The organism is Nocardioides sp. Root1257, assembly GCF_001425175.1.
Taxonomy (GTDB): Bacteria; Actinomycetota; Actinomycetes; order Propionibacteriales; family Nocardioidaceae; genus Nocardioides.
The window spans coordinates 1,175,661-1,190,431 of record NZ_LMDV01000001.1; the positions used below are offsets into that span (position 1 = coordinate 1,175,661).

Consider the following 14,771-nt stretch of genomic DNA (forward strand, 5'->3'; position numbering starts at 1 on the left):
CGAGACCGGGACGCCCTTCGTGCGAAAGCTGCTGGGTGAGCGTCAGGTCACTCGCCCGGGACGATGTTCACGACGCGGCGACCGCGACGCGTACCGAACTCGACCGCACCCGCGACCAGCGCGAACAGGGTGTCGTCGCCACCGCGGCCGACGCCGCTGCCCGGGTGGAAGTGAGTGCCGCGCTGGCGCACGATGATCTCGCCCGCGTTGACGACCTGGCCGCCGTAGCGCTTCACGCCGAGGCGCTGGGAGTTGGAGTCGCGGCCGTTCTTGGTGGACGCCGCGCCCTTCTTGTGTGCCATGAGGAGTGTCCTTCAGTGAGTGCGAGGAGATCTCGAGCCGGGGCTCAGAGGGAGATGTCGGTGACCTTGACCTGGGTGTACTTCTGGCGGTGACCCTGGCGCTTCTTGTAGCCGGTCTTGTTCTTGTACTTCTGGATGATGATCTTCGGGCCCTTGGTGGCGCCGAGGACCTCGACGGTCACGGACGCCTTGTCGAGCGCCTTCGCGTCGGAGGTGACGGTCTCACCATCGACGACGAGGACGACCGGGAGCGTGACCGAGTCGCCGGCCGCCGTGGTGACCTTGTCGATCTCGATGACGTCGCCCACGGCAACCTTCTGCTGCTTGGCGCCTGCGCGCACGATCGCGTACACCGCGGTCTCCTTCGTCGATCTCTTAGCTGTTCGGAACGTCTGGGTCCGGCACATCTGTCCGGGGCACAACGCTTGGTCGCGCCGCACAAAGACAGGCGCACAGAATGCGCACCGAGGGTCAATAGTACGGATCCGGGCGACTCACCGCAAAACAGCGGCCGCCCGGTCCGCGGGGTCAGCGCTTGCGCGTGCCCTTCTTCTTGATCGGGACGTGCTCGACGTGCGGGTGCTCGTCCTCGGCGGGCTCGTCCCCGGGCTCGGTGACGGCCGTCCCGGGCTCCACCGCACCGTGCTCCGGCGGCGCACCGACGCTGCCCAGGTCACCGGGAGAGGCGGGCGGCAGGTCCTCGGCCGCCGGCGGGCCGGCGGGCCGGGTCGCGGAGCGGCTGCGGGTCCGGGTGATGACCTTCGGCGGCTCGGGCGGGGCGACCGGCTCCACGACCGGCTCGGCTGCCGGCTCGGTGGCGGTCTCCTCGGCGGGCGCCTCCTCGGCGACGGGCTCGGGCACCGCGATCGGCTCCGGCTCGGCGGCCGGGCGCGGCGTCGTGCGCCGGCGGCTGCGGGTCGTCACCTTGGGAGCAGCCGGCTCCTCGGCGACCACGGGCTCGGCCTCCGGGGTTGTCTCGACCGCGGCGGTCTCCACGCTGGCGGTCTCCGGGCTGACGGTCTCCTCGGTGGGAGTCTCGTCGGCGGGGATCTCGTCGGTGAGAGCCTCGTCCTCGGTCGCCTTGTCCGCGTTCTCCGGGCGGGCCATGGCGGCGACGTCCTTCGGCGAGGGCGGCTTCGCGCCGCCGCCGTTGGTGGCGCCGTTGCCGTGGTCGTTGCCGGAGTCGTCCTGGCCGCGGCCACGGCCTCGACCGCGGCGACCGCCGCCGCGGCGGGGCTCCTCCTCGGCGTGCTTCGACTCGACCGGGGCGTCGTGGATGACCATGCCGCGGCCCTGGCAGTGCGAGCAGTTCTCGCCGAACGACTCGAGCAGGCCGGTGCCGATCCGCTTGCGGGTCATCTGCACCAGGCCGAGCGAGGTGACCTCGGCGACCTGGTGGCGGGTCCGGTCGCGGCCCAGGCACTCGACCAGGCGGCGGAGCACGAGGTCGCGGTTGGACTCGAGGACCATGTCGATGAAGTCGACGACGATGATGCCGCCGATGTCGCGCAGCCGGAGCTGGCGCACGACCTCCTCGGCCGCCTCCAGGTTGTTCTTGGTGACGGTCTCCTCGAGGTTGCCGCCGGAGCCGGTGAACTTGCCGGTGTTGACGTCGACCACGGTCATGGCCTCGGTGCGGTCGATGACCAGCGAGCCGCCGGAGGGCAGCCAGACCTTGCGGTCGAGACCCTTGGAGATCTGCTCCTCGATGCGGTACTCCGCGAAGACGTCGGCCTTGCCGCCCCGCCCGTCAGCACCCGGCTCGTAGCGCTCGAGGCGCTCCTCGAGGTCGGGGGCGACCTGCGCGACGTACCCCTGCACGGTGTCCCAGGCGTCGTCGCCCTGGATCACCAGCTTGGAGAAGTCCTCGGTGAACAGGTCGCGGACGACCTTGAGGGTCAGGTCCGGCTCGCCGTACAGGAGCTGCGGCGCGCTGCCCTTGACCTTGCTCTCGATGTCCTCCCAGCGGGCCTTGAGCCGCTCGACGTCGCGGGTCAGCTCCTCCTCGCTGGCGCCCTCGGCGGCGGTGCGCACGATCACGCCCGCGGAGTCCGGGACGATCTCCTTGAGCAGCGTCTTGAGGCGGTTGCGCTCGGTGTCGGGCAGCTTGCGGGAGATGCCGCTGGTGGTGCCGTCGGGCACGTAGACCAGGAACCGGCCGGCCAGGCTGACCTGGCTGCTGAGGCGGGCGCCCTTGTGGCCGATCGGGTCCTTGGTGACCTGGACCAGGATCGTCTGCCCGGAGGACAGCACCGACTCGATCTTGCGCGGCTGGCCGTCCTTGTGGCCGAGCGCGGACCAGTTGACCTCGCCGGCGTACAGGACCGCGTTGCGGCCCTTGCCGATGTCGATGAACGCCGCCTCCATGGAGGGCAGCACGTTCTGGACGCGGCCGAGGTAGACGTTGCCGATCAGCGACGTCTGGGACGCGCGGGCGACGTAGTGCTCGACCAGGACCTTGTCCTCGAGGACGCCGATCTGGGTCAGGTCGTCGCGCTGGCGCACGACCATCACACGGTCGACGGACTCGCGGCGGGCCAGGAACTCGGCCTCGCTGACGATCGGGGCCCGGCGGCGCCCGGCCTCGCGACCCTCGCGGCGGCGCTGCTTCTTGGCCTCCAGGCGGGTCGAGCCCTGGATCGAGGTGATCTCGTCCTCGGCGGAGCGCTGGCGGCGGACCCGGGTGACGGTGTTCTCCGGGTCGTCCCCGCCCTCTCCCCCGTCGTCACCGGCACGACGACGACGGCGGCGTCGCCGCGACGAGGGGCTCTCGCCCGAGCCGTCCCCGGCACCCTCGGCGGACTCGCCGCCGGAGGCGTCGTCGGAGTCGTCGCTCGAGTCGTCGTCGCTGGAGTCGTCGGAGCCGTCGCCGGCGTTCTCGCCCGGCTTGCGACGGCGGCGGCCGCCGCGCCGGCGCCGACGTCGGGCGGGACCCGAGCCGTCACCCGACTGCTCGTCGCCCTCGCCGCTCTCGTCGTCGGACTCGTCGGAGGCCTCGTCCTCGGCGGCGGGCTCGGTGGCCTCCTGCGCGCCGGAGCGGTTGCCGGAGCGGTTGCCGGAGGACTTCTTCTTCGGCGTCTGCTTCGGCTCGTCGGCCTCGGCCGACTCGTCGGCGGGCGTCTCGACCGCGGGGGTCTCGTCGACAGGCGCGGCCTCGGCGGTCTTGCGCGGGCGGCGCGTCGTGGTCTTCTTGGTCGCCTGGGGCGCCTGGAACAGGACCGCGGTGGCCGGCTGCTCCTCGGTGGCGGCCTCGGCCGCAGGGGCCTCGACAGCGGGCGCCTCGACGGCGGCGGCCTTCTTGGCAGCGGCCTTCTTGGCCGGCGCCTTCTTGGCAGCGGCCTTCTTCGCCGACGCCTTCTTGGCGACCGGCGCCTCGGCGTCGACGCCGAGGTCGAGCTGGCCGTCGTCGGCGGGCTCGGCCGGTGGGGCGGCCTTCTTGGCTGCCGCCTTCTTGGCGGGGGCCTTCTTGGCGGCCGCCTTCTTGGCGGGAGCCTTCGCGGCGCCTGCCTTCTTGGAAGCCGCCTTCTTGGCGGGCTTCTCGGCGGCCGCGGTGTCGGCTGCCTCGGTGGTGGTGTCTTCTCCGGCCTGGAGGTCGTCGGCCATCTGGTGCACTCCTAGCGCCCCGCGGCTCGCGCCGGGCGGTCCGACGTCACCCACCCGAGTACTCAGGGCGGACGACGCAAAGCCTTCGTGTGGCGGCGACACCCTCCGCAGGTGCGTCACCCGGGAGCAACGTCCGGCGCCTGCCGCGGTCGCTGGTCCGGATCCGGTAGGACCACTCGACAGGTCGCTGTCACCGACCCACCGGACGCGTCGCGGCGTGGCGACGATCGTGCCTCAAGGTGTGCCGGGCCACAGGGGGACCGGCCGAGAACGTCGTCGGGTCATCCCGAACGGCTGTCCGGAGCGACCACGGCGAGTATCGCACACGACACACCGGGAACCATCACCGTCGCCCGGACAGCGGGTCGCCGATCTCTCCCGTCTCCGCGTCGAGCGGGCCCTGGGCGAGGCGCGTGAGCAGAGGTGCGCCACCCGGTTCGAGGCCGGCGACGGACGCGAGGCCGGCGAGCACGTCGTCGGGACGGACGGCCGGTACGGCGTGTCGCAGCACCAGGTCGAGCCGGGCGCCGTCGGCGTGCTCGGCGGACGACAGCGACACCACCGCGGCCCGGCAGTCGAACTCCCGCAGCCCCTTCTTCGTCATCCGCTCGACGAGCACGGCCTCGGTGGCGAGGAAGGTCGCGACCGCGCTCGCGGACGCCTCGGGGTCGGCGGCGACGTCGACCAGCCAGTGGCTGCCCTCCAGCAGGTCGGCCAGGGACCCACCGGGCGACTCCACGACCGCGAGCACGTCGAGCCCGTCGGGCAGGGCCTCGTCGAGCTGGGCGTGGATGACGGCGGGGTCGACGACCTCGGCGAGCCCGATCTCGACGTACTCGGCCTCGCTGGCGGCGCCCGTCGGCGAGGCGCCAGCGTACGAGATCCGCGGGTGCGGGTTGAAGCCCGACGAGTACGCCATGGGGAGGCGGGCGCGGAAGATGGCCCGCTCGAAGGCCCGGCTGAAGTCACGGTGGCTGGTGAACCGGAGCCGCCCGCGCTTCGCGTAGCGGATCCGGAGCCGCTGGACGGGCGGGGCTTGTTGCTCGGGCTGGGCACGCACCGGTCAAGGTTACGGGGCCGAGGCGGCCTTCATCGCAATCGACGGGTAGACGGTGCTCACCCGGTGCCCGCCCAGCCAGGTGGTCAGCCGCTCGGCCTCGGCCGCCAGCGCGGCGCGGGCGTCGGACCCGACGTCCTCGAGCAGGTTGAGGACCACGACGCCGTCGGGGTCCTGCACCCAGCAGCCCACGATCCGACCGTCCCACCAGGCGGTGGTGCCGGCGTTGCCGTTGGTGTCGAACAGCTGCGGTCCGAGCGTGCCCAGGTAGAAGTCGCGCTGCTTCCAGCCCATGACCGTCGGGTCGAGCACGGGCAGCAGCGCGCCCCACGGCTCGAGCTCGTCCTCGGCGTCGAGGTCGTCGGGGAGCAGCCAGCCGGTGCCGCCACCGTCGAGACCCACCTTCACGGCGGCGACGTCGGCGAGCGCGGCCCGGACGGCGCCCTTGGTCGAGCCGAGCCACCAGACGATGTCGGCCTCGGTGCCAGGGCCGAAGGTGACGAGCCAGCGCCGCACCAGCTCGGCGTACCCCTCCCGCTCCGGGAGGCGCTCGGGCAGGTCCCCGCCGTCGGGGCGAAGCCAGCTCGCCATCGCGGTCCACTGCGGGCGGGCGGTGCGCCAGTGACCGCCGTTGCGGCCGCGCACGATCCGTCCCTCGACCCCGAGCTGGGTCAGGACGCGGGGCGCCACCGCGACGTTGGCCGTCCAGTTGCCGCTGCCCTGGTCGACGCGGCCCGCGAGCTCGGGCACCTCCTCGCGGAGCTGCTGTGCGGAGCGCTCGGCGCCGCCGGCGAGGTGCGCGAGCGTCGCGACCCCGGCGGCGTCGAGCCACGCGGCGCCGTCGGTGGCGATGCCGCCCGCCTCGACCTCCTTGACCAGCCGGGTGCGGTGGGCGGCCGCCACCCGGGCCGACGCACTCCCCCAGGCGGCCGGCAGCAGGTCGCGCGGGAAGACGAAGAGCGTGCGCCGCATCGCGAGCTGCTTGACCAGGGACCGGTCCTCGTAGAGAGCACGGTCGACGTCGGCCACGGTCACCCCGTCGACCCGCGCCCAGAGGGAGAGGTAGACGGACGGCGCCTCGGTGGCGTGCAGGACGGTCATCGCCTCGGTCGCGGCGACCGGATCGGCGGCGTGGTGGCCCGGCGCCAGCGCGTGGCGGCGTCCCAGGCGGTGGCGTCTCTCGACATCGGTGACCACTCGCATGCGGAACATCCTGCCGAAGACCACCGACGGCGCGGATGAGAGCATCGGGCCAGTGAGCACTACCGCGCGTCGGGCGACGACGCTGATCCTGGTCGGCATCGTCCTGCTGTCCCTCAACCTGCGCCCCGCGGCGGTGAGCGTCGGCCCCGTGCTCGACGAGATCCGCGACGCGTTCTCGATGAGCGGCCCCACGGCCGGGCTGCTGACCTCGTTGCCGGTCATCGGCTTCGCGGTGTTCGGCGCCCTGGCGCCGGCCGCCGCGCACCGGATCGGGCTGCACCGGGTCACCCTGCTCGCGCTGGTCGCCGCCGTCCTCGGTCTCACGGGCCGCGCGCTGACCGGGAGCGAGACGCTCTTCCTGCTCCTGTCACTGGTCGCCCTCGGCGGCATGGCGATGGCCAACGTGCTGCTCCCCTCGCTGGTGAAGCTGCACTTCCCGGACCGGATCGGGTTCGTCACGGCGATCTACACGACCGCCCTCTCGACCGGCCTCACCGCCGCACTCGTGCTGACGGTGCCGATCTCGGACGCCGTCGGCGGCTGGCGCTGGGGCATCGGCTCCTGGGCGCTGCTGGCTGCGGTCGCCGCGGTCCCGTGGATCGGGCTGTCGACGCGCGACCGGCACCTGGACCGCACGCCGCGCACGATCTCGTTCCGCGATGTCGCGCGCACCCGGCTCGGCCTCGCGATGGCGCTCTTCTTCGGCCTCCAGTCGCTGCAGGCCTACGCGATCTTCGGCTGGTTCGCCTCGCTGTGGCGCGACAACGGGTACGGCGCGACGACGGCCGGCGTCCTCGCCGGGCTGGTCGCCGGCACGTCGATCCCGCTGTCGCTGTGGCTGCCCAACGTGCTCGTGAAGTCCGACCAGCCGCGACGGGTGCTCTTCGTCGTGATCGCCACCTACCCGGTCGGGTACGTCGGCCTGATGATCGCCCCGCACTCGCTCGCGATCCTCTGGGCGGTCGTCATCGGCGTGGGCACCGTGACGTTCCCCCTGATCCTGACCCTGATCGGGCTGCGCGCCCACACGCCCGAGGGCACCGCGGCCCTGTCGGCGTTCACCCAGTCGACCGGCTACCTGATCGCGGTGGCCGGACCCTTCGCGGTCGGCGTGGTGCACACCGCGACCGGCGGCTGGACCGTGCCCCTGGTGATGCTGCTGGTGCTCGCCCTGCCGCTCTTCGCGCTCGCGGCGTACGTCACGCGGCCGGTGTACGTCGAGGACCAGCTGCAGAACAGCCGCCGGTAGTCGCCGGCGTGCGCATCGGCTGACACACGACGCAGCCGGCTGCGCCGGTTCGAGGTGCCTGGTGTGTCACCCGACGAGCGGCCCCCGGGTCAGACGACGGACAGCGGCAGCAGCTGGCGGCCGGTGGGGCCGATCTGGATCTCGGTGTTCATCTCCGGGCAGACGCCGCAGTCGTAGCAGGGCGTCCAGCGGCAGTCCTCGACCTCGACGTCGGAGCTGCCGTCAGCCACCGCGAGGGCGTCCTCCCAGTCGGCCCACAGCCAGTCCTTGTCGAGACCCGAGTCGAGGTGGTCCCAGGGCAGCACCTCGTCGTAGTCGCGCTCGCGGGTGGTGAACCAGGCGAGGTCGAGGCCGGAGCCCGCCAGCGCGGACTCGGCGCTCTCAGCCCAGCGGTCGTAGGAGAAGTGCTCGCTCCAGCCGTCGAACCGGCCGCCGTCGCGCCACACCTGCTCGATGACGGCACCGACGCGACGGTCGCCGCGGGAGAGCAGTCCCTCGATGATGCCGGGCTTGCCGTCGTGGTAGCGGAAGCCGATCGCGCGGCCGTACTTCTTGTCGTCGCGGACCGTGTCGCGCAGCTTCTTGAGCCGCTCGTCGGTGGTCTCGTGGTCGAGCTGCGCGGCCCACTGGAACGGCGTGTGCGGCTTCGGCACGAACCCACCGATGGAGACCGTGCAGCGGATGTCGTTGCGACCGGAGACCTCGCGCCCCTTGGCGATCACCTTGCGCGCGAGGTCAGCGACCTGCAGCACGTCCTCGTCGGTCTCGGTCGGCAGGCCCACCATGAAGTAGAGCTTCACCTGGCGCCAGCCGTGGGAGTACGCCGCCGCGACGGTCTGGATCAGGTCCTCCTCGGTGACCATCTTGTTGATCACCTTGCGCATCCGCTCGCTGCCGCCCTCGGGCGCGAACGTCAGGCCGGAGCGCCGGCCGTTGCGGGAGAACTCGTTGGCCAGCGAGATGTTGAAGGCGTCCACGCGCGTCGACGGGAGGGACAGCGAGACGTTCGTGCCCTCGTAGCGGTCGGCCAGGCCCTTGGCGACGTCGCCGATCTCGGTGTGGTCCGCGGAGCTCAGCGAGAGCAGCCCGACCTCCTCGAACCCGGACTTGCGGATGCCGTTCTCGACCATGTCGCCGATGGTCTCGATGGAGCGCTCGCGCACCGGGCGCGTGATCATGCCGGCCTGGCAGAAGCGGCACCCGCGGGTGCAGCCGCGGAAGATCTCGACGGAGAAGCGCTCGTGGACGGTCTCGGCCAGCGGGACCAGCGGCTTGGCCGGGTAGGGCCAGGCGTCGAGGTCCATCAGCGTGTGCTTGCGGACCCGGAACGGGATGCCCGGTCGGTTGGGGACGACGGCCTCGATGGTGCCGTCGGCGGCGTACGCGACGTCGTAGAAGCGCGGGACGTAGATGTTGCCGCTGACGGCCAGGCGCCGGAGCACCTCGTCGCGGCCACCCGGCTCGCCCTCGGACTTCCAGTCCCGGATCACCTCGGAGATCGCGAGCACGACCTCCTCGCCGTCACCGAGCACGGCGGCGTCGAGGAAGTCGGCGATCGGCTCGGGGTTGAAGGCCGCGTGGCCGCCGGCGAGCACGATCGGGTCGGCGTCCGTGCGGTCGGCGCTGTGCAGCGGGATGCCGGCGAGGTCGAGGGCGTTGAGCATGTTGGTGTAGCCGAGCTCGGTCGAGAAGCTCAGGCCGAAGACGTCGAACGCCCGGACCGGACGGTGGGCGTCGACGGTGAACTGCGGGATGGGGCCCTGCTCGTCGCCGGTCCGCATCACCTGCTCCATGTCGGGCCACACGGCGTAGGTGCGCTCGGCGACGATCCAGTCACGCTCGTTGAGCACTTCGTAGAGGATCTGCACGCCCTGGTTGGGCAGCCCGACCTCGTAGGCGTCGGGGTACATCAGGGCCCAGCGGACGGTGTGACCGCCGTCGGGCGCGCAGTCCCAGTCCTTGACGGTGGAGTTGAGCTCGCCACCGACGTACTGGATCGGCTTGGAGACCGAGGGCAGACGGGGCTCGAGACGGGCGAAGACCGACTCGGGGGCGCTGGCGGGCGCGGACATCAGAGAACCTCGCGGGGCTGGGAAGGCGGAAGCACCCAGCGTACGTCCGGCGGGGGTCGCGCAGCGAACCGTCAGCCCGGAGTCAGTCGGCGTCGGGCGCGAGCTCCTCGAGGGCCGCCCGCGCGATCGGCAGCTCCTCCTGGGCCAGGGCGATCAGGTCCTCCAGCCCGGCCACGCCGTACCTGTTGGCGACGTGCTGCACGGCGTCGACGATCTCGGGCTCGTAGTCACGGTCCGTCATGGCTCCATCCAAACAGACCGTCGGGTCAGAGCGGGGGCTCGGCGTCCGCCTCGGCGCGTGCGGCGGCGCTCGCCGAGGTGGCTCTCAGCTCGACGGCGGGGAGCAGCAGCAGGATCAGGAAGGCGAGGACGCCGACGCCGGCGGCGAGCAGGAAGACCTGGTCCATCGACTCGGCGAAGCCCACCTTGAACGGGTGCGCGATGACGGCGGGCAGCTGCTCGATGAAGGAGGAGTCGTCCTGGACCTGGGCGATCACCGAGGGGTCGAGACCGTGCCCGGCCGCCACCGCCTGCTGCCACTCCGGTGTCTGCGACTCGTCCTTGATGGCGTCGGCGATGTTGCCGCCGACGGTGCTGAAGAGCACCGACAGGAAGACCGCGACGCCCAGCGTGCCGCCGATCTGGCGGAAGAAGGTCGCCGAGCTGGTGGCGACGCCGATCTCGGTCGGCGGCACCGAGCTCTGCATGATCAGGAGGAGCGGCTGCATGCAGTTGCCGAGCCCGAGCCCGAGCACCAGCATCGACAGGCTGACCCACAGGAGCGAGGTGTCGGCACCGCACAGCGAGAGCAGCACCAGGCCCACGACGACGAGCGCGGACCCGACGATCGGGAAGAGCCGGATGTGGCCGGTGCGCGAGATGACCTGGCCGGCGCCGATCGAGCCGGCCATCATGCCGGCCACCATCGGCAGGGTGAGCAGGCCCGCCTCGGTCGGCGAGGCGCCGTGCACGATCTGCATGTAGAGCGGGAGCAGCATGATGCCGCCGAACATGGCGACGCCGACGGTGAGGCTCGCCGCGATGCACACCGCAGCCGAGCGGATCCGGAAGAGCCGCAGCGGGATCAGCGCGGCATCGGCCATCATCCGCTCGGCGAGCACGAAGCCGACGACACCCACGACGCCGATCGCGTAGCAGGCGAGCGAGCGGGGCGAGTCCCAGCCCCAGTAGCGGCCCTGCTCGGCGACCGTCAGCAGTGGCACGAGGCCAACGACCAGCGCGACCGCGCCCCACCAGTCGATGCGGACGTGGCGCGGGGTGTGGTGGATGTGGAGGGTACGGAAGACGACGGCCAGGGCGGCGATGCCGATCGGGACGTTGACCAGGAAGACCCAGCGCCAGCCGTCGAGCCCGAGGATGGTGTCCTGGCCGGCGAAGAAGCCACCGATGAGCGGGCCGAGCACGCTCGAGGTGCCGAACATGGCCATGAAGTAGCCGGTGTAGCGGGCCCGCTCCCGCGGGGACACGATGTCGCCGATGATCGCCAGCACGAGCGTGAAGAGTCCGCCGGCCCCGAGCCCCTGGAAGGCGCGGAATGCCGCCAGCTGGTACATCGTGGTCGCGAACGAGCAGAGCGCCGAGCCGACGATGAAGACGGTGATCGCGAACATGAAGAGCTTCTTGCGACCGTAGTTGTCGCCGAGCTTGCCGTAGATCGGCGTCGTGATCGTCGCGGTGATCAGGTACGCCGTGGTCACCCAGGCCTGCACCGACAGCCCGTTGAGGTCGTCGGCGATGGTGCGGATCGACGTGCTCACGATCGTCTGGTCGAGGGCGCCGAGGAACATGCCGAGCATCAGGCCCGAGAGGATCGTGAGGATCTGCCGGTGGGTGTATTCGCCGGTCGTGGCGTCGGGTGCCGGTGCCGCCACCGGGCTCGCGTTGTCGTTCATCGCGCGCAGCCTAGGGCAACCTATTCCGCAGCGACCCCCACCAGGTGCCCGTGCCGCACCTTGGCCTCCAGGTAGCGGCCGTTGCTCGCCGAGCGGTGCACCGCGGTCGGCACCCGGCGCGTGACCTCGATACCGAGGGCGGCGAGCTGCCCGGTCTTGTCGGGGTTGTTGGTGAGCAGCGCGACGCGCCGCTCCCCCAGCGCCTCGAGCATCTGCGCGGCGACGGTGTAGTCGCGCTCGTCCTCGCCGTACCCCAGGGCGACGTTGGCCTCGTAGGTGTCCAGGCCGGCGTCCTGGAGGGCGTAGGCGTCGAGCTTCGCGTAGAGCCCGATGCCGCGTCCCTCCTGGCGCAGGTAGAGCAGGTAGCCGCCGACGTCGGCGATCCGCTCGACGGACTCCCGAAGCTGGGGCCCACAGTCGCAGCGCGCGCTGCCGAGCACGTCGCCGGTCAGGCACTCGCTGTGCACCCGCACCAGCGGCTCGCGGCGTACGGCGGGCCCGAGCCTCAGGGCCAGGTGCTCGCGACCGTCCGTGAGGCCGTCGAAGGTCACCACCCGCGCGGCGGTGGACCAGCCGTCGGCGAAGCGCAGCGGGAGCGGGAGCTCGGTGCGGATCGATGCGGTCATGCGGACTCCTCGAAGCGGTCGGAGAGCCGGTAGCGCAGCAGCACGACCTCGCCGATCCGGCGTACGTCGGCCAGCGTCGCCGGGGTCGCGGGCCCGAACGGGAAGGGGCCGTCGTCGACGAACCGGCGCGCGGCGGAGTCGCCGACGAAGAAGGGGGCCACGACCAGCTGCAGCTCGTCGGCGACGTCCTCGACGAGGAACTGGGTGTGGATGGTGCCGCCACCCTCGACCATCAGCCGCTCGACGCCGCGCTCGCGCAGGTCCTCGGCGAGCCGGCGCATCGAGACCCGGGGTCCCCCGTCGACGACGGTGGCGACCGCGCCGAGGCGGGACCTCGCCTGCGCGACGTACGGCGACGGGCTGTAGACGAGCTTCTCGGCGTCACCGGTCGTGAAGAACCGCGCGCTCGGGTCGAGGTCGGCGCGGCAGGTGACGGTCACCTTGAGCGGCGTCGGCTTGAGCCCGCGGGCGACCCGGTCGAGCTGGCGGTCGGGGTGCCGGACCAGCAGGCGCGGGTTGTCCTTGCGGACCGTGGTGGCGCCGACCAGGATCGCGTCGCAGCCGGCGCGCACCTCGTCGACCCGGTCGAGGTCGGCCTCGTTGGACAGGATCAGCCGCTCGTCGCCGGCGCTGTCGAGGTAGCCGTCGATGGACATCCCGCAGCTGAGGACGGTGTAGGGACGCTCAGGCACGCGCGACCCCTCTCGCGAGCAGGACGCCGCCCGGCAGCGTCGCGACCAGGGCGAGGACGCCGTACAGCACGGCGACCGTCGCTCCCTGGGCGGCGCCGAGCCCGGCGGCCGCGAAGGCCCAGGCGGCCACCCCCTCGCGCGGGCCCCAGCCCGCGACGTTGAAGGGGATGGCGGCGGCGAGCATGACGAGCAGGGCCAGGGGCAGCAGCTCGACCAGGGACGCGTCGGTGCCGGCGGCCCGGGCGGCGACCAGGAAGACCAGCACGTGCCCGGCCGACGAGAGCAGCGAGGCGGTGACGACGGCGGGCCAGCGCACCAGGGCCGCCACGATGACGACGACGAGAAGCACGGCCGCCCACGGCGCCGGCCCGACCAGGAGCACCGCGCCGGCGGCGAGCACCTGCACGGCCTGGCCGGACCCGCGGTCGGCGACGACGGGCAGCGTGCCGTGCCGGACCGCCCGGTGCACGTCGCCGAGCACGCCACCGGGCAGCGTCGCGTTGAGGAACTGCGAGCGGTAGTAGGCCGCGAACGCCTCGCGCAGCGGCACGTCCACCCCGAGGCCGCGGGCGAGCACCCGCCAGCGCCAGGCGCAGCAGAGCGTGGTCGCGGCGGTGAGGACCACGGCGGCGACGAGCGCGGCCGGACCCGCCGAGCGGACCGCCTGCACGAAGGGCCCCGGGCCGACCCACCAGAGCACGACTGCGAGGACCACGAGGCCACCGGCCACCTTCGTCCGGCGGCTCACGGTGCGACCTCCACGAGGGCGCCCGAGACGAGTGCGGCCGTGCGCGACCAGTCGCCGAGGGAGGTACGCCGCGCCCGCGCGGCCTCGCGCAGGGCGGCGCGGTGGGCGTCGTCCGTCAGCCAGCGGCGCAGCGCGCCGGCGAGGGCGTCGGGGTCGCCCGGCGGCACCAGCACGCCGGCGTGGCCGACCGCCTCGTGCACGCCACCGACATCGCTCGCGATCACCGGGACCCCGCGCGCCAGCGCCTCGGTCACGACCATCCCGTAGGTCTCGGCGCGCGAGGCGAGCACCAGCAGGTCGGCGTCGGCGTACGTCGCATCGAGCTCGGCCCGGGTCTGCGGTCCGGTGAGGTGCACGGCGTCGCCGACCCGGGCGGCGAACGCCGGCTCGATCTCCGTCGACCCCACGCCCCGGCAGGTCCAGGCGAGGTCGCCCAGCCCGTCGAGCGCGTCGGACAGCACGTCGTACCCCTTGAGGAACGTCACCGCCCCCACGCACAGCAACGTCCCGCCGGAGGCCGAGCCCGCCGCCGGTGCCGCGACGTCCACCCCCGGCTCCGCGACGCGGACCCGCGACGGAGCGAGGTCGTACCACTCGAGGAGCCGCCGTCGCGTCCACCGGCTCGTGGTGACCACGCCCGCGGCGGCCCGCAGCACGTCGCGCTCCCAGGGGACCACGGGGCCGCGGGGCATGTGGACGAGCACGACGATCCGGACCCGGGCCGCTTCCTCGACCAGCGCCGGCGACGCGAGCAGCCCGTCGACGAGCGCGAGCGCACCGTCGGGGACGGTGCCCGTCGAGGTGTGCTCACGGGCGGCCCAACCGGCGTCGGCGAGGCCGGCGATGACGCGGCGGTCGTAGACGTTGCCGCCGCTCGGTCGCGCCGGGTCGTCGATCCCGGCGGGCACCACGACGTGGACGGTCCTCACAGCGACCTCTCGTAGCCCGCCCACGCGACGTGGGACTCGTGCAGCGTGACGAGGAGCCGCTCCGGGGCGCCGAGCTCGCCGACCCGGTCGGCGAGCCGGTCGGCGACGACCTTCGCCAGCACCTCGGTCGAGGTGTTGGTGCCGGCGAGGTCGGGCTCGTCGTCGAGGTTGCGGTAGGTCAGGGCGCCGAGCACCTCGTGCAGCACCTCACCGGCCCGGCCGATGTCGACCAGGATCCCGTCGGGGCCGAGCTCCGGGCCGGAGAACGTCGCGTCCACGACGTACGTCGCGCCGTGCAGCCGCTGCGCCGGTCCGAACACCTCGCCGCGCAGGCTGTGGGCGATCATCATGTGGTCGCGGACGGTCACCGAGAACAC

Annotated in this window: 14 protein-coding genes; 1 reads left to right on the plus strand and 13 read right to left on the minus strand. The window is 72.7% G+C overall.

What is annotated here, in order from left to right; all coding sequences use genetic code 11:
• Window positions 1–47 precede the first annotated feature (47 nt).
• The 5 genes from rpmA to ASC77_RS05715 form a co-directional block, all read right to left on the minus strand.
• A complete protein-coding gene (rpmA, locus tag ASC77_RS05695) occupies window positions 48–302 on the minus strand; it encodes a 50S ribosomal protein L27 (RefSeq protein ID WP_028636261.1) in 255 nt (84 codons plus the stop codon).
• Window positions 303–346: 44 nt separating this feature from the next.
• On the minus strand, window positions 347–655 hold the full coding sequence (gene rplU / locus ASC77_RS05700; protein ID WP_056149606.1) for a 50S ribosomal protein L21: 309 nt from the start codon (window positions 653–655) through the stop codon (window positions 347–349).
• 175 nt (window positions 656–830) lie between these two features.
• Window positions 831–3,905, minus strand: coding sequence for an Rne/Rng family ribonuclease (locus ASC77_RS05705; RefSeq protein ID WP_056149607.1), 3,075 nt, complete (start codon window positions 3,903–3,905; stop codon window positions 831–833).
• A 343-nt stretch (window positions 3,906–4,248) separates the two neighbouring features.
• Window positions 4,249–4,965 (minus strand): TIGR03936 family radical SAM-associated protein, encoded by a 717-nt coding sequence (locus ASC77_RS05710; protein ID WP_056149609.1) that lies wholly within the window; start codon window positions 4,963–4,965, stop codon window positions 4,249–4,251.
• 9 nt (window positions 4,966–4,974) lie between these two features.
• Window positions 4,975–6,165 carry a winged helix DNA-binding domain-containing protein gene (locus tag ASC77_RS05715; RefSeq protein ID WP_056149611.1) on the minus strand — a complete coding sequence of 397 codons (1,191 nt, stop codon included), beginning with the start codon at window positions 6,163–6,165 and terminating at the stop codon, window positions 4,975–4,977.
• Window positions 6,166–6,217: 52 nt separating this feature from the next.
• Between ASC77_RS05715 and ASC77_RS05720 the strand changes: the two genes are divergently transcribed.
• Window positions 6,218–7,414: an MFS transporter gene (locus tag ASC77_RS05720; RefSeq protein ID WP_235547459.1), complete on the plus strand. Its 1,197-nt coding sequence runs from the start codon at window positions 6,218–6,220 to the stop codon at window positions 7,412–7,414.
• An 89-nt stretch (window positions 7,415–7,503) separates the two neighbouring features.
• Here the strand turns inward: ASC77_RS05720 and ASC77_RS05725 are convergent, their stop codons facing one another.
• The 8 genes from ASC77_RS05725 to ASC77_RS05755 form a co-directional block, all read right to left on the minus strand.
• Complete coding sequence (locus ASC77_RS05725) at window positions 7,504–9,486, minus strand: TIGR03960 family B12-binding radical SAM protein (protein ID WP_056149614.1); 1,983 nt, start codon at window positions 9,484–9,486, stop codon at window positions 7,504–7,506.
• An 82-nt stretch (window positions 9,487–9,568) separates the two neighbouring features.
• Window positions 9,569–9,727 (minus strand): hypothetical protein, encoded by a 159-nt coding sequence (locus ASC77_RS26485; protein WP_156390924.1) that lies wholly within the window; start codon window positions 9,725–9,727, stop codon window positions 9,569–9,571.
• A 25-nt stretch (window positions 9,728–9,752) separates the two neighbouring features.
• A complete protein-coding gene (locus tag ASC77_RS05730; protein ID WP_056149615.1) occupies window positions 9,753–11,399 on the minus strand; it encodes an MDR family MFS transporter in 1,647 nt (548 codons plus the stop codon).
• Between the two features lie 20 nt (window positions 11,400–11,419).
• Window positions 11,420–12,025, minus strand: coding sequence for a GTP cyclohydrolase II (locus tag ASC77_RS05735; protein ID WP_056149617.1), 606 nt, complete (start codon window positions 12,023–12,025; stop codon window positions 11,420–11,422).
• Complete coding sequence (locus tag ASC77_RS05740; protein ID WP_082574468.1) at window positions 12,022–12,717, minus strand: RibD family protein; 696 nt, start codon at window positions 12,715–12,717, stop codon at window positions 12,022–12,024. Before ASC77_RS05740 ends, ASC77_RS05735 begins: the two co-directional genes overlap by 4 nt.
• Window positions 12,710–13,465, minus strand: a complete 756-nt coding sequence (locus ASC77_RS05745) for a lysylphosphatidylglycerol synthase domain-containing protein (RefSeq protein ID WP_082574469.1) — start codon at window positions 13,463–13,465, stop codon at window positions 12,710–12,712. The genes ASC77_RS05740 and ASC77_RS05745 overlap by 8 nt, the downstream gene beginning before the upstream one ends.
• Complete coding sequence (locus ASC77_RS05750; protein ID WP_056149622.1) at window positions 13,462–14,394, minus strand: glycosyltransferase family 4 protein; 933 nt, start codon at window positions 14,392–14,394, stop codon at window positions 13,462–13,464. Before ASC77_RS05750 ends, ASC77_RS05745 begins: the two co-directional genes overlap by 4 nt.
• Entirely contained in the window at window positions 14,391–14,771 is a 381-nt protein-coding gene (locus ASC77_RS05755) for a 6-pyruvoyl trahydropterin synthase family protein (protein ID WP_056149623.1), read from the minus strand. Before ASC77_RS05755 ends, ASC77_RS05750 begins: the two co-directional genes overlap by 4 nt.

Excerpts from the sequence above, each read along its gene's own strand:
- rpmA (WP_028636261.1), bottom strand. The coding sequence starts at position 302 with ATGGCACACAAGAAGGGCGCGGCGTCCACCAAGAACGGCCGCGACTCC.
- ASC77_RS05705 (WP_056149607.1), bottom strand. The coding sequence starts at position 3,905 with ATGGCCGACGACCTCCAGGCCGGAGAAGACACCACCACCGAGGCAGCC.
- ASC77_RS05715 (WP_056149611.1), bottom strand. The coding sequence starts at position 6,165 with ATGCGAGTGGTCACCGATGTCGAGAGACGCCACCGCCTGGGACGCCGC.
- ASC77_RS05725 (WP_056149614.1), bottom strand. The coding sequence starts at position 9,486 with ATGTCCGCGCCCGCCAGCGCCCCCGAGTCGGTCTTCGCCCGTCTCGAG.
- ASC77_RS26485 (WP_156390924.1), bottom strand. The coding sequence starts at position 9,727 with ATGACGGACCGTGACTACGAGCCCGAGATCGTCGACGCCGTGCAGCAC.
- ASC77_RS05730 (WP_056149615.1), bottom strand. The coding sequence starts at position 11,399 with ATGAACGACAACGCGAGCCCGGTGGCGGCACCGGCACCCGACGCCACG.
- ASC77_RS05735 (WP_056149617.1), bottom strand. The coding sequence starts at position 12,025 with ATGACCGCATCGATCCGCACCGAGCTCCCGCTCCCGCTGCGCTTCGCC.